The sequence below is a fragment of the Alsobacter ponti genome, from assembly GCF_024294805.1.
Taxonomy (GTDB): domain Bacteria; phylum Pseudomonadota; class Alphaproteobacteria; order Rhizobiales; family Beijerinckiaceae; genus Alsobacter; species Alsobacter ponti.
Genome location: NZ_JANCLU010000017.1, coordinates 79,595 through 106,162, shown reverse-complemented (window position 1 = coordinate 106,162; position 26,568 = coordinate 79,595). Strand labels below are relative to the sequence as shown.

Sequence of the window (26,568 nt, the reverse complement as noted above, 5' to 3'; positions counted from 1 at the left end):
CGGAGAATGGGTTCTGGATGGCTCAGTGGCCCACCGGGGCCTGCCAGCGCACCACGAGGCGTTCCCCCATGGAGATGACCAGGAAGAACAGCATGGAGAAGGCCGAGCCCACGATGACGGTCGCGTAGAGCAGCGCGGAATCGAAGGCGTAGGTGGCCTGGATGATCAGCGCGCCGATGCCCGTCGTCGAACCGATCCATTCCGCGACGATCGCCCCGATGACGGACGTGGACGCGGAGATTTTCAGTGCGGAGAAGAGATAGGGCAGCGAGTTGAACAGGCGCAGCTTGAAGAACACTTCCGTCTTGGAGGCTGACAGCACGCGCATGAGTTCCATGGCCTGCGGGTTCACCGACTCCAGGCCGCGCACCATGTTCACGAGCGTGGGGAAGAAGCAGATCAGCGCCGCGATGGCGATCTTCGGCTCGAGCCCGTTGCCCAGCAGCAGCACGAGAATCGGGGCCTTCGCCACGACGGGGATCGTGTTGACGATGACCACGATGGGGAAGAATGCCTCTTCCAGCACCTTCTTGTGGACGAACGCGGTGGCGATGAGAATGGCCGTGACGTTGCCGAGCAGGAAGCCGGCGACGGCCTCGACCGCGGTGGGCGCGAGGTTCGTCATCAGCAGCCCGAACTTCTGGACGAGCGTCGCGGCGACCAGCACCGGCGACGGCGCGATGAAGGGGGGCACCTTGTAGACGTAGACGAGCCCCGCCCACAGCGCGAGCGTCGCCAGCACGCCAGCAGCGGGGAGCAGCCTGCGACGCCATGCCTCGCGGGCTTTCCGTCGGGCAAATGCGGCCTCGGCCATGGCGATCGCATCGAGGCCGGCCATGGCCCCGGGTCCGGCGTCGCGTTCGGTCAGGGTGGTCATGCGCCCCTCCCCAGGCAATCGCGAAGATGGGCGGCGATGCGGATGAACGGCTCCGTCTCGCGGATGCGCAGCGTCCGGTCGCGCGGCAGGTCGATGTCGACCAGTTCGCTCACCCGGCCGGGATTGGCGGCCAGCACGAGGACCTGCTCGCCGAGGAACATCGCCTCGTAGACCGAGTGCGTGACGAACATGATCGTCGTGCCCGTTTCGGCCCATATGCGCCGTAGTTCTTCGTTCAGGCGGTCGCGCGTGATCTCGTCGAGCGCGCCGAACGGCTCGTCCATCAGCAGCAGCCGCGGGCCGCCGAGCAGCGCGCGCGCGATCGACACGCGCTGCCGCATGCCGCCCGACAATTCGTGCGGGAAGCTGTTCTCCCAGCCCTCCAGCCCGACCAGCTTGAGAAGTTCGCTGGGGGTCGGGGCGCCTGGGGGCAGGCCGCGCGCGCCGCCCACCTCGAGCGGCAGTTGCACGTTCTGCAGCGCCGTGCGCCAGGGCAGCAGGGCGGCATCCTGGAACACGAAGCCCAGCGAGCGGCGACGGCGCGCCTCCTCGGGCGTCATGCCCAGCACCGAGACACTGCCCGTCGTCGGGGCGATCAGGTCCGCGACGACGCGCAGCAAGGTGCTCTTCCCGCAGCCGGAGGGGCCGAGCAGGCTCATGAAGCCGCCCTGCTCCACCGTGAACGAGACGTTCTCCAGGGCCGTCACGGTGCGCCTGTCCGTCACAAAACGGACGGTGACGTTGTGGCACGCCAGCGCCGTCCCCGGCCCGCCCTCGGCGAGGGGCGGCGGAGTGGACAGCCGCGCCGGAGCCTGGCCCTGGAGCGACATCTCAGCCGACCTTCGGACGGCTGCCGGCCGTCATCTTCAGGATCTCGAGCGTCATCACCTCTTCGAGCTTCGGCGTGCGCTTCGAGAACTGGTCGAGTTGGGCGTAGAGGTTGATCTGGTCCTGCCAGATCGCGGGGTCCATCGTGCCCCAGCCTTCCTGCGCCGTCTTGGCGGAGAAGGCGTACTTGACCATCACGTCGAGGGCGTCGCGCTCGTCCTTGGCGACGAGGTTGGGGAACTCCTTGACGAGATATTCCACCGCCTTGTCGCGGTTGGCGGCCGCATAGGCCCAGCCTTTGCCCGTCGCGGTGAGGAACTTGGCGAGCACGTCCGCCTTGGTCTTGATGGTGGTCGCCGTGGCGTAGTAGGGCAGCGCGTAGAGCTTCACGCCGGTGTCCCACAGCCGCATGTCGACGCGCTGGTCGCCGAGCACGGCGAGAGCCGTGGTGTTGGTCAGCCAGCCGGTGACGACGTCGACCTGCCCGGTCATCAGCGGCGCCATGTCCGCGCCGATCGTGACGATCGTGACGTCCTTCTCCGGGATCTTGTTCTTGGCCAGCAGCGCCCGGAGCAGGATCACGCCCGTCGCCTGGATGCCGACCTTCTTGCCCACGAAATCCTTGGGCTCGCGCACCGGGTTCTTCTTGAGCGAGAAGAACGTATAGGGATGCTCCTGCGCGCCGGTCGCGAAGCACACCACGGGGATGTCCTGCGACGCCGCCAGCATCAGCGACGGGCTCGACGACACCTGTCCGACCTCGAAGCGGCCCGCCGCGACGACGGCGACGCCGTCGATGTTCGGTCCGCCCGCCTGGAATCGAAGCTCGATGCCTTCCTGGTCGTAGAAGCCCATCGCCTTGGCGCAGACCTCGCCGATCTGGTTGCCGGACAGCAGCCAGCCCAACTGGAGGTTCACGACGGGCTTGCCCTGGGCCATCGCGTCGATACTGAGCAACCCGCCCGTCGCGGCCGCCCCGGCCGCCGTTGCCGTCTTCAGCAATGTCCTGCGATCGATCCGTGTCATGACGCTCCCCTTCCGCGCTGCACGACCTGCGACCGGGACGATCCGCAGCCGCCACTCACGTGTCGAGCGGAAATTAGATCATGGGCGGGGCGCGCCCCATAGCACCGTTTTTCGGGTCGCTCGTTGCCGAAATGAGAACGCGCACCGGAAGCGGGCAGGTTGCCGCGTCGCTGCGCGGCCGGCGGCCAAGAATGCGGCACTGCCGCCGGATCAAGGGCCTGAATCGCGTCGCCGCTGCCTGGTCACTCCGTCGGCGGCTTCAGCACGATGATCTCGGCCGCCCCCGCAGGCGGGCGCGGCCACGTCCAGTCCCGGCCGTCACGCACCCGGCTGCTTTGCGGGCCAGTTATGGGTTTCCTCCGTGGCGTCCCGGCACCAGCGGTAGAACGCGTCGTAGAGCACCATGCCCGCATCGAGCTGGGCGATGTCGTCGGAGTACATGCGCGACAGGCCGAGCGACGCGGCCAGGAGCTCGCCGGCCTGGGGCTCCAGATCGAGCCGGCCGGTGTCGGCCGCGCGCACGATGCGGGCGAGGTGCGACAGGGCCGGGCTGGCAAGCCCGAATTCCTCGACCATGACGTCGAAGGTGCACAGCTCCCCGCGATGGCTCCAGAACACCTCGTCGACGTCGAACGGCGTGGCCTCGAAGCGGCTTGCGACGCCGGCGACCTCGGAGGCCTTCACGTAAAGGAACACGGCTTCCGGGTCGACGAAGCGCCGGATCAGCCACGGGCAGGCGATCCGGTCGATCTTGGGACGCTCGCGGGTAACCCACAGCGTCCGCCCGTGCGGGTCGCGCGGGGGAAGCTTCGCCACGACCACCGACGGCAGTCCGGCCTGCGCCCACGCTTCGAACCCGCCCTCGAGGCTTTCGGCCGACGCGGCGCCCGCGTGGCGAAGCCAGGCCGCGACGCCGTGGCTCAGCTTGAGCCCTTGTTGGCACACGACCACCACGGACCGGCCGGCGTATTCGCCCGCCCAGGCGGCGACATCGCGGTGCGAGCGGCGGGCGGATCCCGGGACGAGGCGAGGATCGGCCTCGAAATCCTCGTCCGTGCGCACGTCGACGATCGCCGGGCAGGCCGGCGTGCCAACCAGACGGGCAAGCTTCTCGATGGAGATGGAGTTGATGGATGGCATGGCGCGTCCCCGGCTTGAAAAAGCGAACCTGGACGCGATGCTTCGGCCGGAACCTCGTGAGGGGATCGCAACCCCCAGGCGGCTACGCTCGCCCCGCCATCGGGGCTTGTCAAGGTCAGCTGTGACAATGCTGAGCGCCCGCTCTGGCGATGTCCGATGGCTACGCCCGCGCCCTCACCGGCGACCGCCGCCTCTTCCGCCGCCGCCGAAGCTGCCGCGGCCGCCGCCGAACGACCCCCCTCCGCCGAATGACCCGCCTCCGCCGTAGCGGCCACCGCCCGAATATCCGCCGCCGTATCCGCCGCCATACCCGCCATAGAGCCCCGAGCTGCTGAAGCTGGGTGAGTTGATGGTGGTGGGCCCCGACGAGATGAAGGGCGATGGCGAGGCTCGCCCCATCTGCGCCGACGACAGGGTGCGCTGGTTGCCGAGCTGGCGGGCCTGGGCGTCCCGGGCGAGGTTGTCTGGCGCCTGGCGACTTGGCTGGACGCGCTGCGCGGAAGGGCGCTGGGAAGCCTGGGCGCGCTCGCGCGCCCTTTCGGCCGGCCGCTGCGTCGGGCTGCCGGCCCCGATGGGCCCCTGCGCCTTGTCTGGCAGACGCTGCCCGAGGTCGCGCGCGATGGCGGCGCCCGCCGCGCCGGCCGCGCCCGCCCCGCCCACCTGCTCGCGCAGCCGCTCGCGCGCTTCCGGCGACAGGTCGCGAATGCCCTCGCCGCGCTGGATCAGTTCGCCGCGCTCCGGCGGCCTGACGTCCTGCCAGCCGCCGTCCCAGGTTTGCCAGCCGTCGCCGGTGTTGCGGTAGATCTTGCCGTCATGGCCCGCATAAATGTCGCCGCGCCGGCCTTCATGGATGAAGCCGCTGCCGTTCGACGAGTTCCAGCGGATGGTCGAGCCGCCGGCGGCGTTGGAGCCGCCTGTGATGCGCGCCCACTCGTCGCCGCGCTTCACGCCGGCCGACTTCCACGACCCGTAGACGTTGCTGCCGCCGGCGACATAGCCCCCGCTCCCGGTGCGCGGATTGTAGGCTCCGACAAACCCGGCCGCGCCGTTCGGACCCCAGGCCGCGCCCGCCCGCGCATACGTGCCGGTGCGCGGGTTCCAGAAACGTCCGCCCGCGATGCCGCGATAGGGACCGTATGCGTAGCCGTAGCGCCCGAAGGTCCCGCGCGCGGGGTTGTAGTAGGCCGACTGCCCCCAGGTCACCGGGGGCGGATAATAGATCGGCGGTCCGCCGTTCCACTCCCACCAATAGGGCGGGTACCACCACCCGCTCCCGTAGACGAGCGTGTCCCACGCCAGAAGGCCCCAGAGATAGCCGGATGTGTAGCCGTACCAGACCGCATCGTCCTCCGTCTCGTAGACGCGGACATAGGTGACGTTGTGGAGCGGCGACGACGCCGGAATTTGATAGACCTCCGGGGGCACGTCTCGTGCCAGCGTCCAGGGGCCCTCGGGTTTGTCGGAGACGAACCAAACCCCGTCCTGCAACAGGAAGTAGCGCTCGCCCACCTTCAGCACCGTGGCTTCGGTGTTGACGGCGTACGCGATGCTCGTGCCGTCCACCGGCGCGAATTGCGGCGGCCCGGCATAGGCGAGCGTCGGCGTGATGGAGCCTTGCTGGACGCGAGCCATCACGGGGATGCTCGCCCGCAGGCGCGCTTCGGCGCTTTCCGGCGTGCCCGGGATCGAGGCGCGCACGGCGTAATAGGGCGCGTCGTCGGGGATGTTCCGGAAGTCCGCGGGAAGGTCGGGCGTGGCGAACGTCCACGGCCCGTCGAGCGAGGCGGCGCGGAACCACCGGCCCGAGAGCAGCACGTACCACTGGCGCAACGTCGTTTCGAAGAAGATGTCGGTCTCGGAATTCGACGCCCATTTCAGCGCCGTGCCGGGCACGTCCTCCAGCTCCGGCTCGCCGGCGAACTGGATCAGCTCCGCAGGCCTGTCCGAGAGCACCACGCGCGGGAGCGCGCCGGCCGGATAAGGAGCGGGAGGCATGGCGGCGCGTGCGTCCGCCCAGTCCCCGTCGGCGGGCAGCGAGGCGATGGCGGGCGGCAGCTGGGTTGCCGGAGTCCACGGCCCCTGCAGCGCGGGCGCGGTCAACCAGTGCGTGTTGTCCCTCAGGTAGAATGCCCCGCCGGCATCGATCCTGAACACATCCCAGTTCGTATTGACGACGAAGGAGACGCCGTCCTGTCCCTTCACCGGCGCGAAGGCCGCGGGGCCATTGGTCTGCAGCAGGATCGCGGGGGTCTTCGACACGAAGATGGGCGGCGGATCGGCCTTCAGCCCGGACACGTCGTTCAGGCGCTTCTGGCCGGCGAGGCTGGCCACCACGCGCTCCTCGGATATCGAGATCGGGGCGGTCGGCAGCAGCTTGCCGGTGTCGAGGGCCAGCGCCGCCAGTTCGGCCCGGTCGAGACCCGTGAAGTTCAGCGATGTGACGACGATGTTGGAGATGACGACCTTGCCGGCTTCGTCGTCCAGCGCCGTCGCCCCCCGCAGTCCGATGACGCCGAAGATCGGCCTGGCGTCCGGCGTCCGCTGATAGGCCGCGGCGACGAGCGCGTCGATCGCCTTGTAGTCCGGCCAGTCGGTGAACTGGGGCTGGTACAGCACGATCCGTCCCTTGCCCACGTCGAAGGCGCGGGGCCAGCTATCCGCCTCGTCGCTGCGCTGGAGATAGCGCCCGCTGACGAAGCCGCGCGTCCCCTTCACCGTGACCGCGCACCACGCCGCGCTGGCGTCGCAGTCGCCGATGTCGAGCGAGGTCTCCGCGGGCAGCACCCTAACGCTGGAGAAGTTGGTGCCCGGCCCGGACCGCATGTTGACGGATGTGGTGGTTACGCCCGGGGCGGCGAGGACCGCCGCCGATGCCCCGAACAGGAGCGCCCCGGTCAGCAGAAGGCGAACCGCGATCGACGTCATGCTCAAGCCTCCAAGCATCGCCCGGAGTCCGATGCACGCCCACCTTCGTGGTCCGTGCCGGACGGGAAGGACGCAGCCTCTCACCGGCTCGCCATTCCCCGCTTGGCATCTTGCGACGTAGCTGCGGCAAGCGACTGCGCGAGCGGCCGATCCGCGGCAGTCAGCCATGCACGATCCGGGGTCGATTATAACCGGTACGGGGGACGGGGCGACAAGGCCGATCAGGGGCCGGGACGCGATCGCGGCCGATGGTCAGGTCCAGTCCAGCACGATCTTGCCGCCGCGGCCGGAGGCGGCCTGCTCGAAGGCGCGGGCGTAATCGGCGGCGGGCAGCCTGTCGGTGATCACCTTGCGGACGTCGAGCCCGCTTTCGAGCATGGCGAGCATCTTGTGCCAGGTCTCGAACATCTCGCGCCCGTAGATGCCCTTCAGGGTGATCATCCTGAAGACCACCTTGCCGAGATCGAACGGGAAGGCCCGTGACGGAATGCCCAGCAGGGCGATGCGGCCGCCCATGACCATATGGTCGATCATCTGCTCCAGGGCGGCCGGAGCGCCGCTCATTTCGAGCCCGACGTCGAAGCCCTCGCGCATCTTCAGCCGCGCCATGGCGTCGCGCAGCTCGGTGGTCGCGACATTCACCGGCGTCACGTCCGCCACCCGGCCGGCGAGGTCCAGACGCGCCGGGTTCGTGTCGGTGATGACCACGTGGCGCGCCCCCACGTGCCGGGCCACCGCCGCGGCCATGATGCCGATCGGCCCCGCGCCCGTTATCAGCACGTCTTCTCCCGCGATGTCGAAGGAGAGCGCCGTGTGCACCGCGTTGCCGAGCGGATCGAGGATCGCGCCGATCTCGTCGTCGACGCTGTCCGGCAGCGGCACGATGTTGAAGGCCGGGACGCGGACATACTCCGCGAACGCGCCCGGCAGGTTGACGCCGATGCCCTTCGTATCGGGGTCGAGGTGGTACTTGCCGCCGCGCGCCGCCCGGCTGCCGCCGCCGACCACATGTCCCTCTCCGGACACGCGCTGGCCGACGGCGAGCCCGCGTACGGAGGCCCCGAGCTCGGCGATCTCGCCGGCGTATTCGTGGCCGACGATCATCGGAACGGGAATGGTCCGGCTGGCCCAGTCGTCCCATTTGTAGATATGCACGTCGGTGCCGCAAATGCCGGTCTTGCGCACCCTGACCAGCACGTCCTCGGCCCCGATCGCCGGCACCGGGCGATCCTCCAACCAGATGCCGGGCTCGGGAAGCGCCTTCACCAGGGATTTCATCAGATCACTCCCTCGTCGCGTCCGGCCTCGACGAAGGCCGTGATGGCGGCGTCGATGTCCGCCTCCGTCAACGCCGCCGACATCTGTGTCCGGATGCGGGCCTTGCCGTGCGGCACCACCGGATAGAAGAAGCCCGCGACATAGACGCCGCGCGCGTCCAGCGCCCGGGCCATGCGTTGGGCCGTCACCGCCTCCCCGAGCATGACCGGGATGATCGGCGTCTCGCCGGGCAGCAGCGAAAACCCGGCGGCGGCGAGCCCGGCCCGGAAGCGCTGCGTGTTGCGCATCAACGTCCGGCGCAGGTCGTCTCCGGCTTCCGCGAGCGCGATGGCCGCGAGCGAGCCCGCCGCGACGGGCGGCGCCAGGCTGTTCGAAAACAGATAAGGCCTGGCGCGCTGGCGAAGCACGTCCACGATGGGCTGGCTCGCTGCGATGAACCCGCCCATCGCCCCGCCCAACGTCTTGCCGAGCGTGCCGGTGACGATGTCGACACGTTGGCCCGTTCCCGTCAGCGCCGGCGTGCCCCTGCCCTTCTCGCCCAGATGCCCGGTGGCGTGGCAGTCGTCGACGGCGACCAGCGCTCCGTGGCGCTCGGCGAGCGAGCAGATCTCCGCCAGCCGCGCGACGTGGCCGTCCATCGAGAACACGCCGTCGGTGACGATCATCTTGAACCGGCAGCCCTCGGCGTCGGCCTCGCGCAGGCGCGTCTCGAGTTCGTCCATGTCGCCGGTGGCGTAGCGGAAGCGGCGGGCCTTGCTGAGGCGGATGCCATCGATGATCGAGGCATGGTTGAGCGCGTCGGAGATGACCGCGTCCTCGGGGCCCAGAAGCGTCTCGAACACCGCGCCGTTGGCGTCGAAGCACGCGGCGAACAGGATGGCGTCGTCCTTGCCCAAATAGCGCGCGATGGCTCGCTCGAGTTCGCGATGGAGATCCTGCGTGCCGCAGATGAACCGGACCGACGCCATGCCGAAGCCATGCGTCTCCAGCGCCTCGGCAGCCGCACGCCGCACGACCGGGTGGTTGGCCAGCCCGAGATAGTTGTTGGCGCAGAGATTGATCATCTCGCGGCCCCGGACGGTGATGCGCCCGCCCTGCGGGCCGGACATCTCCCGCTCGGTCTTGAGCAGCCCGTTCGCCTCGATGTCCGACAGCAGCGCGGCGGCATGTCGTGAGAAGCCGGCATCCATTCGACACCTCGCGGTGATAGGTCAGCAGCAGCGCGCGCTCGGGGCGAGAGGCGACCCCAGGGTCGCCGCGCGTATCGGTCCCCAGGCGTCGACGCTCATCCGGTGCGACCGCGACGCATCAGTCTTGCCATGAAACTGGATTCTGTACAATCCATTTTTGGATACAATTAAGCTATTGAGTGGATCCGATATGGAGGGCCGTCCCCTCGCGTGACGCGCGGGGCCGGCGGGCGCCCGCCCCCGTCATGCCTCGGCTTCCAGCGGCAGGTTGCGTTCGGCGCAGACGCGGCGCAAATGCGCGACGCTGCGCCGGATCGTGGCGATCGACTCGGCGTAGCCGAACGGCGCGGCGACATAGGCGTCCCACGTCGCAACCTCGCCGGAGGCGATGCGCGCGCCATAGGCCTGCACCATCGCGAGGAACGCCGCGTATTCCTCGCGGGTCAGGTCGGGATGGCTGGCGAGCCAGTCGGGGTCGAAGACCTCCAGGAGGGTATGGCGCGGCACGAAGCTGGCGTCGCGCGGGCCGGCGCATTCGAGCGAGAGGTTGAGCGTGGGGTTGTGCGCGGCGAGAACGGCGAGGATTTCGCCGAAGTCGATCACCCCGTCGCCGCATGCGCGCGCCTGCACGGTGACGCCCCCCGGCACATGCGTCAGATAGGCGTCCTTGATGTGGGTCTGGCGCACGAAGGGCGCGACGCGCCGCGCCGCCCACACCGGATGCTCGCCGCGCTGCATCGGGTTCAGCGTGTCGAGAACGACGCCCATGACGTCCGCCCCCACCGCCTCGATCAGCCGCAGCAGCTCGAACGTGGTGATCTCCTCGTGCGTCTCCATGTTGAGATGCACGCCGAGGTCGCGCGCGATCGGCGCGAGCTTGAGCAGGAAGGCCTGGGTGGCGCGCAGTTGCTCCGGCCACGTCACGTCGGTCCGGAAGCGGTCATAGGCCCACTTGCCGGCGTAGACGGTCTTGTAGTTGGCGGTGGCGATCCACAGCTCCGTGCAGCCGATGTCGACGCAGGCCTCCATCATGCGGCGGAAGCCGAGCACGATGTCGCCGTCGCCGGCGAGCCGCAGTTCGGGGGCTTCCGGGGAGGCGTAGGGGTTCACCTTGCCCAGGCCGGTCTCGACATACATGCCGAGTTCGTCGGCGCGCCGGCGGATGGCGCGCAACTCGCCGCGGTCGAGCGTCGGGCTCATGTCCAGCACGGTCCGGTAGAACAGCCCGGCCATGCCGAAGCTCTTGCCGTGGTCGAGACTGGCGAGCGGCCCGCGCTGGGCCGCCTCCGGGATCTTGCGGCCATCGACGCCGATTCTCATCCTTGACCTCCCAAGGGCTTTTCGCGGCCCGCCTTCGCTCAGCGGATGCGCTTGTAGCTCGACGAGAAGATTTCGCCGACCGGCGGGTGCCCCAGCGTGCGCATCGGGTACTTCGCCACGACACCGTCGAACTGCGCCTGGGCGCGACGGCGGTCGGCGCGCTCGTCGACGCCGGGGATCACGCCGTCCTCCATGACGAAGCGGCCGTCGATCATGACGCTGCGGACGCTGCGGGACGACGCGTTGAGCAGCAGCGTCTGAATGGGGTCGGTCGCCTGCCCCATGAACGGGTCGTCGAGGTCCACCACGATCAGGTCCGCCTTCGCGCCCGGCCGCAGGCGGCCGAGATCCGGCCGCCCGAGCGCGTCGGCGCCGCCCACCGTGGCGGCGTCGTAATAGTCCTCGGCGCGGCAGGCCTGGGCGTCGTGCTCGACGACGCGGCACAGCATCAGCCCGATTTGCATGTTCAGCAGCATGTCGGGCGGGTAGGTGTCGGTGCCGAGCCCGATGCGGATGCCCATGTCGCGATAGGAGCGGAACGAGCGCAGCGCCTGCCCGTGCCGCGCCGACACCAGCGGGCAGTGCACGATGGTCGCGCCGCTGTCGCGAATGATCTCGAGGTCGCGGCCCGGCCGGTCGATGCCGTTGAGCCCGGACACGTAGATGCCGTGCGGCAGCAAGGTGCGTTCCGAGAGGAAGCCCAGCTCCGCCATCCATTCCGGCGGGCTCTTGCCGCGCAGGCGGACGACCGTGTCGTACTCGAAGCGCGACTGGCAGGAATGGAGGCGGATCGGCACGCCCAGCGCGCGCGCTGCCGCCGCCGACCGGCGCAGAAGCTCCGGCGTGCAAGTCTCGATGCGGTCGGGCGCCAGCATGGTGCGCACGAGCCCGCCCGCTCGGCCTTCGAAGGTCTCGCAGAAACGCTCCGCGTCGCGCAGGCCGGCCAGTCCGCGCTCCTCGTCGAAGAAGTAGTCGAGCGTGCCGTCCTCGTTCACGAACGTGTTGCCGGCGCGGTAGGCAGGCCCGAGATAGATGCGCAGGCCGAGATCGGCGGCGGACGCAGCCGCGTCCGAGAACTCCTCCACCGTCTCTCCCCACGCCCGGTAGAACAGCGAGGCGATGGGCAGCGCGGTCGTGATGCCGCCCCGGATCAGGCGCGTGAAAGCGTAGCGCTTCTGGAACGCGAGCTCCTCGCGCGTGTACATCTCGATCGGTCCGGCATCCATGTAGCTCCGGGGCCAGACCCTGCCCTTGCGCGCCGGCGGCTGGTTGTCGAAGCCGAGCACGGTGGTGTCGAGGTCGGACAGCGCGTCGAGATCGATGAAGCCCGGCCCGACGAGCGCGTGGCCGTAGTCCACCACGCGGTCGGCCTGCCCGGGAAAGCGCTTGCCGACGAAGAGGACGGAGTCGCCGGAGACGGCGATCTCGCCGTCCTCGTGCAGGCAGTGGCGGTCGTTCTCGTGGCCGACGATCCACCTGGCCTTGAGCAGCGTGACGGTCATTTCATCCCCGATGAGACAAGGCCGCGGACGTAGTAGCGCTGGAGGCAGATCGACAGGATGACGAGCGGGATCGTCACCGCGGTCGCCGCCGCGAACAGCGGGCCGTCCATCGGGAAGTTCGGGATCGACTTCAGGTTGGCGATGGCGACCTGGGCGATCTGCTTGTTGGGATCCTGCATCACGACCAGCGGCCACAGATAGGCGTTCCACGACCAGATGAACTGGATGAGCACCAGCGTCGCGATGGTCGGCTTCACGTTGGGCAGCGCGATGGAGATAAAGATGCGGAAGGGCCCCGCGCCGTCGATCCTGGCGGCCTCGTCCATCTCGACCGGGATGTCCCGGAAGGCCTGGCGCATCAGGAACACGCCGAACGGGTTGCAGGCGAACGGCAGGAACAGCGCCGGATAGGTGGACACGAGACCGAGCTGCTGCATCACCTGGTAGAGCGGCACGATGATCGCCTCGACCGGGATGAACGCCGTCAGCAGCAGCAGCGCGAACACCATATCGCTGCCCGGGAATCTGAGGCGGGCGAAGGCGTAGCCCGCCAGCGACGAGGCCACCACCGCGATGCTCACCTGCCCGGCCGCCGCGATGGCGGTGTTCATCAAATTGTTCTGAAACTTCAGCTGGGTGAACAGGTAGACGTAATTCTCCAGCGTCGGGCGGAGCGGCACGAAGGACGACCACGACAGCGGAAACGTGCCGGTGACGATGTCGTTGGTGGATTTCAGCGACGACAGCGCCGCCCACAGGATCGGGAATCCGAAGATGAACCCGACGAGCGCCACCGTGACGATGCCGCCGGCGTGCCGGACCACGTAGGCGCGGCGTTCCGCCCGCCGCAGGCTCATGAGATCCGAGTTGGCGAGGGCGACCATGCTCAATCGGCCTCCCGCCCGCGCAGGAGGAAGCTCTGGGCCGCCGTGACGAGCGCCAGCACGACCAGCATGCACACGACGCTGGCCGAGGCCGTGCCCGGCGACTGGAACTCGAAGCCTTGCAGATAGGAGAACAGCGCCAGGTTCGTCGTCGCGCCCTGCGGCCCGCCCTGCGTCATGATGAGGATGGGCGTGAACATGCGCGTCGCCGTGATCGTCATCATGAACAGGGCGACGACGAGGCTGGGCCGCAGCGCCGGCAGCGTCACGTACCAGAAGATCTGGCGCGCATCCGCGCCGTCGAGCTCCGCCGCCTCGGGCAGCTCGCGCGGGATGGATTGCAGCCCGGCGAGGAAGATGAGCATCGGCAGGCCGACATCCTTCCACACCGACATGACGACGATGCTGACCAGCGCCTGGCCGCCGCTCGTGAGGAAGGGCTGGGTCGGCAGCGACACCGCGTCCAGGATGGCGTTGAACAGCCCGCTCGAGGGCTCGTACATCTGGTTCCAGATCAGCGCCGTCACCGCCTCGGAGGCAGCGAGCGCGCCGATGATGGCGTTGCGCGCGAAGGTGGAGCCGGGCAACCGCCTGTCCAGAAGAACGGCGAGGAGCAGAGCAAGCGGAATGGTGAAGCCCAGCATCAGGACGATGTAGAGGAACGTGTTGAGCAGCGCGTAGCGGAAGGCGGGATCGGCGAAGAGCTCGCGGTAATTGTCGAGCCCCACCCACCCTGTCGACGAACGGTCGAAGGGACCGAACGACTGCAGGCTGTTGAGCACCGCCGTGACGAGCGGCAGGAACTGGAACATCGCCAGCGCGACGACGGCGGGCAGCACCATCGCCGAGGCGAGGACCGCGTCGCCGTTCCATCCGCTCCGCCGCCCTGCCGGCGCGATGACCCGGACTGCCCGCATGCGTCGCTCCTGTCGCGAGGCCCGGCGGCCGGACGAGCCGGCCGCCGACGCCGGGCCGCTTACTTGTACTTGACGAGCAATCGGTCGATCTTCGCCGCCGTATCCGGCAGCACCTTGGCCGGATCCGCGCCCAGCGCGATGTCCTTCACCGCCGGGTTCATGGCGTTGAAATAGTCGAAATAGCCCGGCGTGCGCGGCACGCTGTAGGAGGCGTCCGAGAGTGCCGAGGCCAGCTTGAAGGGCTGCTCGGTGGCGAACTCGCTCATCGCCTTGCGCAGCGAGGTGCGCGACGGCATCGAGCCCCACGCCTTGTGGAAGGCGAGCCGGTTGGTGTCGTTGCACAGGAAGGCGAGAAGCGCCGCCGCCTCGGCCGGATGCTTGCTCTTCGCCCACACCAGCGGCGCGTCCGAGCCGTTGCCGTTGAACACGATCTTGCCCTTGGGCGGCGGCGAGACGCCCCATTTGAACGGCGGCTCCATCCCCGGCACGCGGAAGCGGTTGGTGAAGTTGAGCCCGCCGAAATACGTCGCCGCGAGCCCGCCCGGGAACTGGTTGGGCACCGGCCCGAGCGGGGTCAGGCCCTTGGAGAACAGCGACTGGTAGTACCGCATGCCCTTGATGGCTTCCGGCGTGTCGATATAGCCGGTGACCGAGCGTCCGTCGTCGCTAATGCCGGCCAGCGTCTTGTACGTCGAGGAGGACTTCGGCGCGGTGGGATCGCCCTGCGAGCGGATCCAGATGCTTTCGAGCTGGCTGTAGTTGGCGCCCGGCCCGCCATTGCCCTGCCCGGCGGCGGCGAGAGCCCAGCTCTTCGTGTCGCCGGCGGCCTTGAGCTTGCCGTTCAGGTCCTCGAGCTGCGCGATGAACTCCTCGTCCGTCCAGCCACCCTCGAGGGTGTCCACCTCGGGCGGCGTCTTCAGCCCGGCCTTCGCCCACATGTCGCGATTGAAGTAGAGCAGCATCACGCTGGTTTCCCAGGGCGAGCAGTAGAGGCTGCCGCCGGACGAGGCGGCGCTTCGCAGGTTCGCCGGGATGTCCTCGACGAACGCCTTCGACAGATAGTCCTGCAACGGCAGCGCCATCTTGCCGGCGTGGTAGGCGTCGGCGAAATCCGTGCGGCCCATCATGATGTCCGGCGCGTCGTTGGACGCGACGTAGACGAGCATCTTTTTCTGCAGGTCGCCGTACGGCACCTTCTCTTCCACGACCGTGATGTTCGGGAAGCTCGCCTTGAACTCGGCGTAGGCCTTTTCGAGCAGGGCGTTCACGTCGGGCGTGAAGTCCTGCCGCATGAAGCGCAGCGTGACGGGCTCACTGGTGAGCGTCGGGCCGGCATAGCCTCCGAGGTCGATCTTGCCGGCCGCGGCGCGCGCGCTGTCGATCACCGCCGGCGCGAATACGCCGAGGGCGGCCGCCTTCGCGATCCCGGACAGGACGGCGCGGCGGGAGACACCCGATTCACTTCTCTCGCTGGTCTTTCCAGTCATGGCGGTTTCCTCCAAGCGGCGGCGCGCCTTGTTGGCGTGGCGCGTCCACGGGATGAGCGGCTACAGGTTTCGCTTCTCGACGCGGGAGCCGATCCACTCCCCCGGAGATCGGGCGAGCGGATCACCTCCGACGTATCCACGATGCAATCGTTTCATTGATTGGATACAAAATCAATGGGAGATTGAGTTCATCCCGTTTATTGCAGAGCTCTAGCTCGGGATGCAGGTGTCATCTGGCCCGCACACGACAAAACGCCCGCGCAGGCCCAGCCAATACGCGCGCGGGCGGTGTATCCAGCAAGCGGCATGATCGGATACGGCCGGCCTGCTCAGCCGCCGGCCGTAGCCTCGGTCGGCGCGCGAAGCAGGCCCATGGCGTTGGCGGTCACCAGCGCCGTCGCCTCGTGGCCCGGACGAACCGTGGATCCATGGCCGGCGAACAGCGCGGGATCACGCGCGGCGCGGTTTCAATCCGGCTCTCGCGAAGGCAAGCCATCCTCTGCGATCGCGATCCACCGCTCACCGACCTTGCGATAGCGCTTTTTCACCGCGGACCAGGCGATGCGGAAGGCGATGGCCTCCCGCTCGGGATCATCGGCGTGGTCGCGCCAGGCATGGTTGAAGGCGGCGACGAAGATGTCCTGCGCGCGCCACGGCAGATGAGCCCGCACGCGCTCGGGCAAGTCCTCGGGAGCGTCATAGGGCATGATTGGGAACGTGCCTCTCGAACCAGCGGACGGCGGCGCTGCTCACCTGCTCCAGCGCGCCGGGCTCCTCGAACAAATGGGACGCCCCAGGCACGATCAGGAGTTCGCTTTCGCAGGTCATCTGCTCCCGAGCCTCCCTGTTGAGGGCGATGACCTCCGTATCGTTGGCCCCGACCGCGAGCAGCGTCGGCGCGCGGAGGAATGGCAGGGCCGCCCTGGCGAGGTCCGGGCGTCCTCCGCGCGAGACGACGGCGCTCACCTCGTGCGGGGAGTTCACGGCGGCCATGATCGCCCCCGCGGCGCCCGTACTGGCGCCATAAAGGCCAAGCGGCAGCCCCGTGAGCGTGGGCTCGGTGGACGCCCACGCGATGACATCGCCGAGCCGTCGGGCGAGCAGGGAAATGTCGAAAACATTGGCCCGGTCGAGCGCCTCTTCCTCGGTCAGGAGATCGCACAGCAAGGTCGCGAAACCTCGCGCCTGAAGGTCGCGGGCGACCGCCGTATTGCGGGGGCTCAGCCGGTTCGAGCCGCTGCCATGGGCGAAGATGACAAGGCCGCGCACGCGCGCCGGCACGGACAGCACCCCTTCGCGTCCGTCGGGCAGGACGATGGCGCGCGGCGCGAGGCGGTTCGGCATCGGCATCATTCCTCGATGCGGACGATGGGAGGAACGCGCGCCACCCGTCGCGCCAGGCCGCCATCTCGGCGGCGAGGTCGCGACGACCCCGGCGTTCAGATCCCCGCAGGCTGGCGCGGGAGGCGGCGCACCGTGCTTGCCTGCGGGCCCTTGTCGCCCGCTTCCTCCACGAAGGCCACCTTGTCCCCGACCTTCAGCCGGCCGAACTGGCGGTTCAGCACGCTGTTGCGATGGAAGTAGACTTCGTGCCCGTCAGGCGCGGAGAGGAAGCCGTGATCGCTCGGCGTCGTCAGGCGAACGACGGTCCCCACGGGCGTGGCGTCGTGCGTCTTCACGTCCTTGCGCATGCGGCGCACCTGATCCTGCAACTGGCGGCGTGCACGGTGGAACGCATCGTTGATGGCGAAGGCGAGATCGGCGTGGCGCTCGTCGAGGCGGGGCGTGCGCACCACCGCGACCTCGCGCCCGCCTGGCAGGGTCAGCCAGATGTTCACCTCGTACAGCCCGCCCTGCCGATGTCGCGCGCCGGGGCCTTTCAGGACGACCCGGCCGGCCGTGATGCGGCCGAACTTGTCTTCCAGCTCCGCGACATGGTTCAGGAGGGACTCCCTGACGCTTTCAGAGGTGTCGACGCCCTGGAAGTCGATCTGGATCGGCGTTTGCATGGCCTGTTCCTCTCCGCGTGAAGCCCGCGGCGCAGAACCGGCAATGATGGGCGTCGTCGATGCTGCCTTGCACATCCGGCGAAACACCCACGCCTTGTCGAGATCTGCGCAGCAGAGCGCGAATTCATCGACTTGATCGGATGGTCCCGATCATAAATTGAACCCTATCAAGCTTGGACCTCCGTTGAGTTGAGCCGTATCAAACCGGTTGCGAAATCCGCGCCGTCAAAGCCTAGGCGTGTATCCCTCATCGATCCGGGCGAGAAGGAAGCCGCTGCGTCGGCGGCTCGTCCACCGTCGGCGCGAAGCCTTTAGCCCACGCCTCTCAGAGACAGGGGCGGATATAGGGGCGGTTGGCGTCCCAAAGCTCCGCGAGCAGGCCGACCGCCGCGTCGATGGAATTGACGACCGGGTCCACGAGAAGCGCCTGCAACGCCAGATCGCGGGACGCATGGACGGCGGCCTCCACGGCGAGCTGGTGCACATGGGCCGGCATCGCCAGCAGCTTTGCGATCGGATCGGGAAGCGCGCCGACGGCGACGGGTCGCACGCCGCCAGCGTCGGCGACGGCCGGGACCTCGACGGCCAGGTCGGACGGCAGGTTGGGGATAGCGCCCTCATTGTAGAGAATGGCCGACTGCAGGAGGCGGGGCCGATCCTGAACAACGGCCTCCATGATGTCCGCCAAGCCCTCCCCTGACGGCGAAAGCCAGCCGCCAGGGATGGGTCCGCCGTCGATCACGGCCGAAATTTGCCGGTCCAGATCCTCGCGCGATCTCTCGTCGGCCGCGAAATCGTAACCGCTCTCGCCCGCCTGCCAGCCGAACGAGAAATACTCGCCGAGGTGGCTGTCGCTGCAGGTGGGCCAATAGCCGAAGGCGCGAAAGAGAGCCCGGGTCAGCGGCAGGTCGGCCGGGGCGAGCTTCGGCTCCCTGGCCCGCAGCATGGGGTAGAGATCGTCTCCCGTCTCATGGTCGCGGATTCGCAGGAGCCACTGGGCGTGATTGAGCCCCGCCCCCACCACACTCACGCGCTCGGGCGCGAGGCCGAGAATTCGGGCGATGTCGCCCCGGCTCATGGACAACCCGTGGCAAAGGCCGACGACCTTCAGCCCCGTATACTTGCGCAAGGCGAGCACGATCCGGCTTTCCGGGTTCGAGCAATTGATGAAGAGCGCGTCGGGGGCGAGCCTTGCGATGTCGCGCGCGATGTCGAAGACGAGCGGAAGCGTCCGCAACGTGAAGAACAGCGCCCCTGGCCCGCCATTCTCCCCCAGCGTGTGGCGGATCCCGAATTTGCGCGGCACTTCGAAATCGAGCTTCCACAGCCTGTTGCGCTCGATCGCGGTGGCGTTGACGACAAAGCGCGCGCCGGGAAGCGCCTGCTCGCGATCCGTCGTGCTCTCGACGACAAGTCCTGCGTCCATATGCCGGTTGAGGTGACCGGCGAGCTCCGCCATCCGCTCCAGAGCCGCGCGATCGGTGTCGACAAGGCACAGGGTCGCGCCCCTCAGCGCCGGGCTCGACAGGACGTCGCGCAGGAGCGAGAGCCCGAACGCCTTGCTCCCGGCCCCCAGGAAGACGATCCGCGTCGTTCGCGCCAACATGGGTCAGCCCTCACACCGCGAGGCGGGCCACCGTCACTCGTTCCCTCAAATTATCTCGCCGTCCGCGTCCAGGCGCAAACAGGCTTCCCGGCCGGCGTCACGCCCTCACTGCTGGCGGAAGCTGCGGTAGAACTGCTCCGTCAGGGGCTTGCTGAGATAGGAGATCATGGTGCGCATGCCCGTCTGGATGAACGCCTCCACCGGCATGCCCGGCAGCAGCTTGAGCGAGCCGAGCTTGTTCATCTCATCCGGCTTCACCGCGATGCGGGCCGTGTAGTAGCTCGCGCCGGTGCGCTGGTCGGTCGACAGGTCGGCCGAGATCAGGCTCACCTGCCCTTCCAGCTGCGGCGTGGTGCGCTGGTTGAAGGCGGAGAAGCGCAGCGAGGCCGGCTGGCCGATCGACAGCTGGTCGATGTCCTGCGGCGCGACCTTGACCTCGATGACGAGCTGCTCGCCCTCCGGCACGATCAGCATCATCTGTTCGCCGGGGCCGACAACGCCGCCCACGGTATGCACGGAGAGCTGATGGACGAGGCCGGCCAGCGGCGCGCGGATGTCGACCCGGCTCAACTGGTCCTCGGCGGCGACGCGGCGCTCGCCCAGCTCGGCGGTCTTGCCCTGGATCTCACGCAATTCCTTGGCGACTTCGCTGCGCAGGTCCTGGTCGATCTGGATGATCTGCAGCTCGATCTCGCTAATCTTTCCCTTGGCCTGCGCGGCGGAGGCGATGAGCGAGCCGCGCTCGCCCGCCAGCCGCGTCGACTCGCGCTCGAGCGCGGTGAGGCGCGGCAGCTGGACGAGGTTGCGCTTGAAGAGGTCGCGCACGCCCTCCAGCTCGCGCTGGATCAGCTCGATCTCGCGGCCCTTCGCGGAAATCTGGCCCTCGATGCCCTGGATTTCCTCCTGGAGCTGGCTGACGCGCTGGCGCAACTGCTCCTTCTGGCCCTGCCGCGCCGTGGCGCGAAGGTCGAACAGCCGCGACTCGCTCTGCATCAGGCCGGCGATATCGGGCTCGCCGGCGCGGCTGGTGAGCATGGGCGGGTATTTCACCTCCCGCTTGTCGTCGCGCTCGGCCTCGAGCCGCGCCTGGCGCGCCGCCAGTTCGTCGAGCTGCTTCGTGACGACCTGGAGGTTGGCGCGCAGCACGGTCTCGTCGAGGCGCACGAGCACCTCGCCGGCCTCGACGTGCTGGCCTTCCTTCACGCGGATCTCGCCGACGATGCCGCCGGTCTGGTGCTGCACCTTCTTGACGCTGGTGTCGACGGCGAGCTGGCCGGGCGCGATGACCGCGCCGGCGATCTCGCTGGTGCCGCCGAGCACTCCGACGCCGCCGCCGAGCAGCACGACCACGGCGATGCCGGCGATCAAATGGCGGCGGACCGACGCGCGGGCGGTGCGGCGCACGCGCGGGAGGCCCGTCTTGTCCTCGAGCATCAGCATCAGCCCTGGCCCTCCCCGACGGCCTTCAACTTGGCGGGTGCGGGAACCGGCGGGCCGCGCCGCACATATTTCTCGAACACTTCTTCCTTGGGGCCGAAGGCCTGCATGCGGCCCTCGTTCATGACGAGCACCTGGTCGACCGCGCCCAGCGCGCTCGGCCGGTGGGCCACCACGATGACGATGCCGCCGCGGGCGCGCACGCCGGTCATGGCGTTGGCCAGCGCTTCCTCGCCGGCGGCGTCGAGGTTGGAATTGGGCTCGTCGAGCACCACGAGGAACGGCTTGCCGTAGAGCGCCCGGGCGAGGCCCACGCGCTGCCGCTGGCCGGCGGACAGCGCCACCGCGCCGTCGCCGAGCTTCGTCTCGTAGCCGTTGGCGAGGCGCAGGATCATGTCGTGGACGCCGGCCTGGGTGGCCGCCTCGATCACCGCCTCGGGGTTCGGCTCGCTGTCGAAGCGCGAGATGTTCTCCGCCACCGTGCCGTCGAACAGCTCGATGTCCTGCGGCAGGTAGCCGACGTGGCGGCCGAGCTGCTCGGCCGACCACTGGTCCAGCGCCGCCCCGTCGAGGCGGATGGAGCCGCGCACCACCGGCCACACGCCCGTGATGGCGCGGATGAGGCTGGACTTGCCCGACGCGCTCGGGCCGATGACGCCGAGCCCCTGCCCCGCGCCGACCGCGAACGAGACGTCCTGCACGATGAGCCGGCGGTCGCCCGGCGGCACCACGCTGATGTTCTCGACGCGCAGCCCGACGCGCGGCTCGGGGAGCAGCATCGGCTCGCTCTCCTCGGGCAGCTGCGTCAGCAGCATATTGAGCCGCGCCCAGCTCTGGCGCGCCGAGAGGAACGGCTTCCAGTGGGCCACGGACAGCTCGACCGGCTGCAGGGAGCGCGACAGCAGCACCGAGCAGGCGATGATGGCGCCGGGCGAGACCTCCTGCTTGATGGCGAGGTAGGCGCCGACGCCGAGCACAAGCGATTGCAGCAGCATGCGCAGCGTGCGCGACAGCGAGCCCAGCCCGCCGGCGATGTCGGAGGCGCGCAGATTGGCGTCGAGGTGGTTCAGGTGCGTGTCGATCCAGCGCGCGCCGAGCCGGCGCGACATGCCCATGGCGCGGATGACCTCGGCGTTGCGGCGCGTCGACTCGGTGAGCGCGTTGCGCGTGGCGAGCAGGGTGGTCGACTCGCGCGCCGGCCCCTTGGTCAGGCGCTCGGCCGTCAGCGTGATGGCGATCAGCAGGGCGGAGCCGATCAACGCCGTCATGCCGATCCAGAAATGGAAGGCGAAGGCGATGATGAGGTAAAGCGGCATCCAGGGCAGGTCGAACAGGGCGGTCGGCCCCGCGCTGCCGAGGAAGGCGCGCACCTGGTCGAGGTCGCGCAAGGGCTGCAGGCCGTCGCCGCCGGGCTTGGTCACCAGCGGCAGGCGCAGGATGGCAGCGTAGACGCGCGAGCCGAAGGTCTCGTCGAGCGACGCGCCGATATTGGAGAGGATGCGCCCGCGGATGAACTCCAGCGCGCCCTGCATCAGGAACAGGACCACGATGAGCAGCGACAGGGCGATCAGCGTCGGCACGCTCTTGGACGGCAGCACGCGGTCGTAGACCTCGAGCATGTAGACGGTGCCGGTCAGCGTCATGATGTTGACGAAGGCGCTGATGACGCCGACGCCGGCGAACGCGCCCTTGAAGGAGCGCATGAAGGCCGCGAGTTCGGAGGCCGTCTGGCCGCGGGCGGGGTCCACTGCACTCACGCTACTTCCTTCCTTGCGGCCTGCCCGATCCTGGCCCCGGCCGCGCCGTCCTCGAACTGCACCCTGCGACGACAACGTGAAGCATGCGGTCGCAACTCAACCTTAGCCTTCAAAGATTACGCGATTGTTTCGCCACGCCTGAGCTTAGGCAAGCCGTCGCGCCTCAATCGTTCAGCCAGTTGTGATGATCGTCATTACAACCTGAAGTTTATATCCGCGTGCAGGGCCACTGTCGTGCCTCCCCTCGCGGGCGGCGGCTTCTTGGGCGACGACTGCGGCCATTTCGAGACGACGCCTTATTTCTTGAGCTGGACCGTCGCGACGCCGGATCATGCGACGGATGTCAGCCGGCCCTCCGGATGTTCGGACAGGAAGTGACGCAGCGCCATGGTCAGCTCGGCCGCATGCGCCTTGCGCCCATGCGACAGCGCGTCGCGGATGTCCTCGACGATCATTTCGCGGACCCGCTCGGGCCCGTGCTGGATGTGCATGAGATAGTTGGCGAGCGCCGCCGCGCCGATCTCGCCCAGATGCTCGTGCTCGGCGATGGCGTCGACCTCCTCCTGCGTGAGGCCGCAGAACGCGATGCAGTCTTCCTTCGAGATCATGGCACCCTCCCTCGCCGCGCCGTCCGGCGGCGTTGAGCAAGGTTAGAATACAACCGCCGGTGGAAGTTTGACCTCTGTCATGCCGAAAGGCGAGCACGAAAAAACCCCGGTGCTTGCGCACCGGGGTTCCCGTTTCCGATCCGAGGATCGAAAGCGATCAGAAGTCGCGCTGGACGCGCAGACGGCCGGACCAGATGTCCTCCTGGCGACCGGCGCCCGGGCCAGTCGTCGGATAGAGGAAGTTGGTCGGGACGTCGGTCGCCTTCTGGTAGACCACCTCGGCGCCGAGCAGCAGGTTGCGGACCGGGGTCCACTTCACGTTGGCACCGATCGAGAAGACCGCCCAGTCGTCCTGGTACGAGCCGGGAGGCGTGCCACCCACAGGAACCGGAATGTTGGCGTTGTAGACCGTGCCGCCGTTGAACTGGCCGTAAGCCGCGAAGAGCGCCGTGGACAGCGTCGGGATCCAGTAGTGCTCGATGCCGCCCGTGATCGACCAGGACTTAGCCGTCTTAGCGTTGCCATAAGCATCGACATAGACGTCGTAGCCGCCGAGCGCCGTCGCGTTGGCGATGCCGTTCGACGGGCCCCAACCGGTGTAGGACGAAGCGCCATCAGCGTAGGCCGCCTGCAGGAAGAGCGCGTCGCCAGCCGCCAGCATCGGCAGGTTGACCTTCACGCCGCCCTGGATGGCGAAGCCCCACTCGCTGTCCATCTCGGCAACCGGGCCGTTCGGGTTCAGCGGTGCGCCCGACACGAAGTTCGTGCGAGTCTGGTGAACCGCGCCGGTCAGGGTCGCGACACCCCAGCTGCCGCCGTACTCGAGGCGACCCACGATGTCAGGCATCACATGGCCGCCGTAGGACGACGACGTCGCACCGTAGATGCCGCCATAGTAGCCAGCGGCGTTCGGAGCAACCGGGTTGAACACCTCGTTCAGCATGCCGACGCGACGCTCCGTGCCGTCCTCGAGGGCGATGGTGGCGAGGAAGCCGTTGCCGGCATTGTAGGTGTAGGCGAGGGTGTTGATCGCGCCGTAGTCCGAACCGCGGCCGTTCGCGCCGCCGCCGAAGAACGACACGCCGCCGAACGGAGCGAACTCGAAGAACGAGGTCGCGATACGGCCGGCCGTCACGCCCGCGAACTGGATGTAGGCCCAGTCCAGCGTCGTCGTGGCGGAAGAACCGGAGTCCTTCGTCACGTAGACGCGGGTCGTGGCGCGCACCGGACCCCAATCGGTCGCGGTGTAGCTGTCGAGAGCCAGGTAGCCACGGGCGCGGGTCGAGGTCGTGTTCGACGAGCGAGCCAGCGGCTCGTTGTAGAAGTAGTCAGCGCGGACGCGGCCAGAGACCTTCAGGCAGGTGTCCGAGCCCGGGATGTAGAAGAAGCCAGCGCCGAACTGCGAGCAGACGCGGACGTATTCAACCGGCGCCGCCTTCTTCGTCGGAAGGTCGGCGGCCTGAGCCCCGGCGACCGCGGCAAAGCCGGCGGCCGTTCCGAGGAGGAGGCTCTTCATGAGCTTCATAGTCGTCTCCTGAGTGAACATAAATTCGAAAGATCTGGCCGACGGCGACCGCGCAAAACGCACAGCCAAGCTGACTTCCAAACCCCCCTCGGTGGAGGGCCTCCCTCCGGATCCGATCGCCGGACCCATCTGGCTGCCCCGTGTTGCGCCAAGGACCCCCCTGACCGCTGCTTCAACCTACGCACAACCTCTGCCTGTGCAACCTGTAATGTACGCTCTCCGGGGTTGTGGACCTATGTTGTCCGAACCGTGTTGCAAAAAGAGCATACTCAGGGTTGCACCAGGCCCCGGCGCGCCACCCTAACCGCTGGCGGCATTTAGCTTTTCTTAAGGATAAGAGGCCGCCGAAGCCCCGCGGCAACCCTTCGTTAACGATGGCGAATCGATGGCGGCGGCGATTCACGCGGCGATTCCGTCCGCCCGGTTTCGGCTGGGTTTTCCCTCGCCAAGTTGCATCGCGCGCCTCTCCCGCTAGAAGGATGCCGAGACTTCACAAACCTCGGCGGGCAGCGCGCTGTTCCGCCCCCTTGCGCGCGGCCGATGAAATCGCACCATCTGAGACGGGCTTCGTACCTCCTGCGCATCGCCGCCGGCCGTTTCGGCCGGCCGGAGGTTCCGCGCCAGCACCTCGTGTTCACGCTCACCGACGGGCGCAGCGGATCGGGCCGGCTGGCCCATCTGTTCGACGGCCTGGAGGCGGTGACCGGGGCGCACGAGCCCGAGCCGCGCTTCGACGCCCTGCTGCGCGACGTGCAAAGGCGGCCGGGCCTGGCGCGCGACTTCCTGCGCTTCGTCAAGCTGCCGGCCATCGCGACGCTCGACAAGCCGGTCTACGTCGAGACCAGCCACGTGTTCGGCAAGGGCTTCTTCGACGCCGCGCTGGACCTTGGACTGCCGATGTCGCTGATCGTGCTGCGGCGCGACCTGCGCAAGATCGCCCTGTCGCTGCTGCGCATCGGCGCGGTGCCCGGCCGCACCCGGCTGGGCGAGCGCTTCCTGCTGCGGCCGGAGGACGCGCTCTGCATCGGCCTCTCCGAGCCCGCGCGGCTCAGCGACTACCAGCTCTGCTACTGGCACGCGCACGAGATGCAGGCGCGCCAGGAGCTCTACGCCGCGCGCGCCCGCGCCGCCGGCCTGCGCGTCGTCGAGGTCGAGAACGACGCGCTGGGCGAACCGGGCGTGTTCGAGACCCTGCTCGCCGAGCTCGACATCCCGGTGTCCGACGCCGACCGCGCCTGGATCGAGACGGCGCGCGACGTCCGCGTCAACGAGAAGCGCGCCCCCGGCGAAGCCCCCTTCCGCGAACCCGAGCGGCTGGACGAGCAGGAGGAGCAGGCGCGCCGCGCCTTCGTCCCGATGACGCCCGACCCCGCCCTCTCCTTCTGAACCGCCCGACGATAGCCGCCGAGACACGCGCCATGTTCCACACTCCGCGCCTGCTGCGCCGGGTTCACCTGACGAGGAACCTCGTCTCCAGCGTGCTGAAGACCTACGCGCGCCTGTTCCGCCATCGCTACATGGTGGAGCGGCGCATGGGCGTGCTGCTGCTGCTCGACCAGATCAACGCGGTGGACCGAAACCTGCTGTTCCGCGGCGTGTGGGAGGAGGAGCAGATCGACGCGCTCGCGGCGCTGACGCTCCAGCACCCCGCCTTGAATAAAGGCGCGGTGTTCCTCGACATCGGCGCGCATTCCGGCCTCTATTCACTGGTGCTCGCCTCGCGCCTGCCCTTCGAGGCCATCGTCGCTTACGAGCCGGCGCCCGCCAACCTCGTCCAATTGCGCGCCAATCTGTGGATCAACGACGCGCTCGCGAAGGTGCGCGTGGTTGAGCAGGCCGTGGCCGACAAGCCGGGCCGCGCCTCATTCGTCGTGTCGCTGGCCAAGAATCGCGGCCACTCGCGCATTCTCGAAGGCGAGGCCGAGGCGGGAGAGACCCTGATCGACGTGGAGGTCACCACCGTCGACGCCACGCTGGACGTGACCGGCAAGCTCGTCGTCGCCAAGATCGACGTCGAGGGCGGCGAGACCAAGGTTCTGGAAGGCATGGAGGCGACTCTGCGCCGCAACGCGGCGGTGCTTCAGGTGGAGTATTTCGCCGGCCCCGTCGAGGAGCTCGACCGCCGCCTCGCCCCGCTCGACTTGCGGCGCGTGCGCTCACTCGGTTACGACCATTTCTACGTGAAGGACTGAACGGGCCGCGACACGCTGCGAATGGCGCAGGCCCCCTCGCCTTGCACCGGGGGCCCGAAT

At 68.5% G+C, this 26,568-nt stretch carries 22 protein-coding genes; 2 read left to right on the top strand and 20 right to left on the bottom strand.

All coding sequences use genetic code 11. From position 1 onward, the window contains the following. Nucleotides 1-22: 22 nt before the first annotated feature. The 20 genes from NK718_RS16510 to NK718_RS16415 all read right to left on the bottom strand — a co-directional run bounded on the left by NK718_RS16510 (nucleotide 23) and on the right by NK718_RS16415 (nucleotide 24,316). Nucleotides 23-877, bottom strand: coding sequence for an ABC transporter permease (locus NK718_RS16510; RefSeq protein ID WP_254744489.1), 855 nt, complete (start codon nucleotides 875-877; stop codon nucleotides 23-25). Next, nucleotides 874-1,707 (bottom strand): ABC transporter ATP-binding protein, encoded by an 834-nt coding sequence (locus NK718_RS16505; RefSeq protein ID WP_254744487.1) that lies wholly within the window; start codon nucleotides 1,705-1,707, stop codon nucleotides 874-876. Before NK718_RS16505 ends, NK718_RS16510 begins: the two co-directional genes overlap by 4 nt. 1 nt (nucleotide 1,708) lies before the next feature. Continuing rightward, a complete protein-coding gene (locus tag NK718_RS16500) occupies nucleotides 1,709-2,731 on the bottom strand; it encodes an ABC transporter substrate-binding protein (RefSeq protein WP_254744485.1) in 1,023 nt (340 codons plus the stop codon). Nucleotides 2,732-3,049: 318 nt separating this feature from the next. Then, the gene (locus NK718_RS16495; protein ID WP_254744483.1) at nucleotides 3,050-3,871 is read right to left on the bottom strand and encodes a chromate resistance protein ChrB domain-containing protein; all 822 of its coding nucleotides are present in this window, start codon (nucleotides 3,869-3,871) and stop codon (nucleotides 3,050-3,052) included. Nucleotides 3,872-4,045: 174 nt separating this feature from the next. Next, nucleotides 4,046-6,796, bottom strand: a complete 2,751-nt coding sequence (locus NK718_RS16490; RefSeq protein ID WP_254744481.1) for an SH3 domain-containing protein — start codon at nucleotides 6,794-6,796, stop codon at nucleotides 4,046-4,048. A 252-nt stretch (nucleotides 6,797-7,048) separates the two neighbouring features. Further along, nucleotides 7,049-8,074, bottom strand: coding sequence for an L-threonine 3-dehydrogenase (gene tdh, locus NK718_RS16485; protein ID WP_254744479.1), 1,026 nt, complete (start codon nucleotides 8,072-8,074; stop codon nucleotides 7,049-7,051). Then, entirely contained in the window at nucleotides 8,074-9,264 is a 1,191-nt protein-coding gene (locus tag NK718_RS16480) for a glycine C-acetyltransferase (RefSeq protein WP_254744477.1), read from the bottom strand. Before NK718_RS16480 ends, tdh begins: the two co-directional genes overlap by 1 nt. A gap of 243 nt (nucleotides 9,265-9,507) precedes the next feature. Further along, the gene (locus NK718_RS16475) at nucleotides 9,508-10,584 is read right to left on the bottom strand and encodes a sugar phosphate isomerase/epimerase family protein (protein ID WP_254744475.1); all 1,077 of its coding nucleotides are present in this window, start codon (nucleotides 10,582-10,584) and stop codon (nucleotides 9,508-9,510) included. A gap of 38 nt (nucleotides 10,585-10,622) precedes the next feature. After that, nucleotides 10,623-12,086 (bottom strand): amidohydrolase family protein, encoded by a 1,464-nt coding sequence (locus tag NK718_RS16470; protein WP_254744473.1) that lies wholly within the window; start codon nucleotides 12,084-12,086, stop codon nucleotides 10,623-10,625. Continuing rightward, the gene (locus NK718_RS16465; RefSeq protein WP_254744529.1) at nucleotides 12,083-12,970 is read right to left on the bottom strand and encodes a carbohydrate ABC transporter permease; all 888 of its coding nucleotides are present in this window, start codon (nucleotides 12,968-12,970) and stop codon (nucleotides 12,083-12,085) included. The genes NK718_RS16470 and NK718_RS16465 overlap by 4 nt, the downstream gene beginning before the upstream one ends. Nucleotides 12,971-12,972: 2 nt before the next feature. Then, complete coding sequence (locus NK718_RS16460) at nucleotides 12,973-13,887, bottom strand: carbohydrate ABC transporter permease (protein ID WP_254744471.1); 915 nt, start codon at nucleotides 13,885-13,887, stop codon at nucleotides 12,973-12,975. Nucleotides 13,888-13,946: 59 nt separating this feature from the next. After that, nucleotides 13,947-15,374, bottom strand: coding sequence for an extracellular solute-binding protein (locus NK718_RS16455; protein WP_254744469.1), 1,428 nt, complete (start codon nucleotides 15,372-15,374; stop codon nucleotides 13,947-13,949). Between the two features lie 467 nt (nucleotides 15,375-15,841). Beyond that, complete coding sequence (locus tag NK718_RS16450; protein ID WP_254744467.1) at nucleotides 15,842-16,081, bottom strand: ChaB family protein; 240 nt, start codon at nucleotides 16,079-16,081, stop codon at nucleotides 15,842-15,844. Continuing rightward, nucleotides 16,071-16,718, bottom strand: coding sequence for a dienelactone hydrolase family protein (locus tag NK718_RS16445; protein WP_254744465.1), 648 nt, complete (start codon nucleotides 16,716-16,718; stop codon nucleotides 16,071-16,073). Before NK718_RS16445 ends, NK718_RS16450 begins: the two co-directional genes overlap by 11 nt. A 95-nt stretch (nucleotides 16,719-16,813) precedes the next feature. Continuing rightward, nucleotides 16,814-17,383, bottom strand: coding sequence for an HPF/RaiA family ribosome-associated protein (locus NK718_RS16440; RefSeq protein ID WP_254744463.1), 570 nt, complete (start codon nucleotides 17,381-17,383; stop codon nucleotides 16,814-16,816). 325 nt (nucleotides 17,384-17,708) lie between these two features. Continuing rightward, entirely contained in the window at nucleotides 17,709-18,986 is a 1,278-nt protein-coding gene (locus NK718_RS16435) for a family 4 glycosyl hydrolase (RefSeq protein WP_254744527.1), read from the bottom strand. 108 nt (nucleotides 18,987-19,094) lie between these two features. Continuing rightward, complete coding sequence (locus tag NK718_RS16430) at nucleotides 19,095-20,429, bottom strand: HlyD family type I secretion periplasmic adaptor subunit (RefSeq protein ID WP_254744461.1); 1,335 nt, start codon at nucleotides 20,427-20,429, stop codon at nucleotides 19,095-19,097. After that, nucleotides 20,429-22,129, bottom strand: coding sequence for a type I secretion system permease/ATPase (locus NK718_RS16425; protein ID WP_254744524.1), 1,701 nt, complete (start codon nucleotides 22,127-22,129; stop codon nucleotides 20,429-20,431). Before NK718_RS16425 ends, NK718_RS16430 begins: the two co-directional genes overlap by 1 nt. A 383-nt stretch (nucleotides 22,130-22,512) precedes the next feature. After that, entirely contained in the window at nucleotides 22,513-22,791 is a 279-nt protein-coding gene (locus NK718_RS16420; protein WP_254744459.1) for a hypothetical protein, read from the bottom strand. Nucleotides 22,792-22,948: 157 nt separating this feature from the next. Continuing rightward, nucleotides 22,949-24,316, bottom strand: coding sequence for a porin (locus tag NK718_RS16415; protein ID WP_254744457.1), 1,368 nt, complete (start codon nucleotides 24,314-24,316; stop codon nucleotides 22,949-22,951). 540 nt (nucleotides 24,317-24,856) lie between these two features. Between NK718_RS16415 and NK718_RS16410 the strand changes: the two genes are divergently transcribed. Then, nucleotides 24,857-25,702 carry a hypothetical protein gene (locus tag NK718_RS16410; protein WP_254744455.1) on the top strand — a complete coding sequence of 282 codons (846 nt, stop codon included), beginning with the start codon at nucleotides 24,857-24,859 and terminating at the stop codon, nucleotides 25,700-25,702. 32 nt (nucleotides 25,703-25,734) lie between these two features. Beyond that, nucleotides 25,735-26,508, top strand: coding sequence for an FkbM family methyltransferase (locus NK718_RS16405; RefSeq protein ID WP_254744453.1), 774 nt, complete (start codon nucleotides 25,735-25,737; stop codon nucleotides 26,506-26,508). The last annotated feature ends 60 nt before the right edge of the window (nucleotides 26,509-26,568 follow it).

Excerpts from the sequence above, each read along its gene's own strand:
- NK718_RS16510 (WP_254744489.1), bottom strand. The coding sequence starts at position 877 with ATGACCACCCTGACCGAACGCGACGCCGGACCCGGGGCCATGGCCGGC.
- NK718_RS16505 (WP_254744487.1), bottom strand. The coding sequence starts at position 1,707 with ATGTCGCTCCAGGGCCAGGCTCCGGCGCGGCTGTCCACTCCGCCGCCC.
- NK718_RS16500 (WP_254744485.1), bottom strand. The coding sequence starts at position 2,731 with ATGACACGGATCGATCGCAGGACATTGCTGAAGACGGCAACGGCGGCC.
- NK718_RS16495 (WP_254744483.1), bottom strand. The coding sequence starts at position 3,871 with ATGCCATCCATCAACTCCATCTCCATCGAGAAGCTTGCCCGTCTGGTT.
- NK718_RS16490 (WP_254744481.1), bottom strand. The coding sequence starts at position 6,796 with ATGACGTCGATCGCGGTTCGCCTTCTGCTGACCGGGGCGCTCCTGTTC.
- tdh (WP_254744479.1), bottom strand. The coding sequence starts at position 8,074 with ATGAAATCCCTGGTGAAGGCGCTTCCCGAGCCCGGCATCTGGTTGGAG.
- NK718_RS16480 (WP_254744477.1), bottom strand. The coding sequence starts at position 9,264 with ATGGATGCCGGCTTCTCACGACATGCCGCCGCGCTGCTGTCGGACATC.
- NK718_RS16475 (WP_254744475.1), bottom strand. The coding sequence starts at position 10,584 with ATGAGAATCGGCGTCGATGGCCGCAAGATCCCGGAGGCGGCCCAGCGC.
- NK718_RS16470 (WP_254744473.1), bottom strand. The coding sequence starts at position 12,086 with ATGACCGTCACGCTGCTCAAGGCCAGGTGGATCGTCGGCCACGAGAAC.
- NK718_RS16465 (WP_254744529.1), bottom strand. The coding sequence starts at position 12,970 with ATGGTCGCCCTCGCCAACTCGGATCTCATGAGCCTGCGGCGGGCGGAA.
- NK718_RS16460 (WP_254744471.1), bottom strand. The coding sequence starts at position 13,887 with ATGCGGGCAGTCCGGGTCATCGCGCCGGCAGGGCGGCGGAGCGGATGG.
- NK718_RS16455 (WP_254744469.1), bottom strand. The coding sequence starts at position 15,374 with ATGACTGGAAAGACCAGCGAGAGAAGTGAATCGGGTGTCTCCCGCCGC.
- NK718_RS16450 (WP_254744467.1), bottom strand. The coding sequence starts at position 16,081 with ATGCCCTATGACGCTCCCGAGGACTTGCCCGAGCGCGTGCGGGCTCAT.
- NK718_RS16445 (WP_254744465.1), bottom strand. The coding sequence starts at position 16,718 with ATGCCGAACCGCCTCGCGCCGCGCGCCATCGTCCTGCCCGACGGACGC.
- NK718_RS16440 (WP_254744463.1), bottom strand. The coding sequence starts at position 17,383 with ATGCAAACGCCGATCCAGATCGACTTCCAGGGCGTCGACACCTCTGAA.
- NK718_RS16430 (WP_254744461.1), bottom strand. The coding sequence starts at position 20,429 with ATGCTGATGCTCGAGGACAAGACGGGCCTCCCGCGCGTGCGCCGCACC.
- NK718_RS16425 (WP_254744524.1), bottom strand. The coding sequence starts at position 22,129 with ATGCGCTCCTTCAAGGGCGCGTTCGCCGGCGTCGGCGTCATCAGCGCC.
- NK718_RS16420 (WP_254744459.1), bottom strand. The coding sequence starts at position 22,791 with ATGATCTCGAAGGAAGACTGCATCGCGTTCTGCGGCCTCACGCAGGAG.
- NK718_RS16415 (WP_254744457.1), bottom strand. The coding sequence starts at position 24,316 with ATGAAGCTCATGAAGAGCCTCCTCCTCGGAACGGCCGCCGGCTTTGCC.
- NK718_RS16410 (WP_254744455.1), top strand. The coding sequence starts at position 24,857 with ATGAAATCGCACCATCTGAGACGGGCTTCGTACCTCCTGCGCATCGCC.
- NK718_RS16405 (WP_254744453.1), top strand. The coding sequence starts at position 25,735 with ATGTTCCACACTCCGCGCCTGCTGCGCCGGGTTCACCTGACGAGGAAC.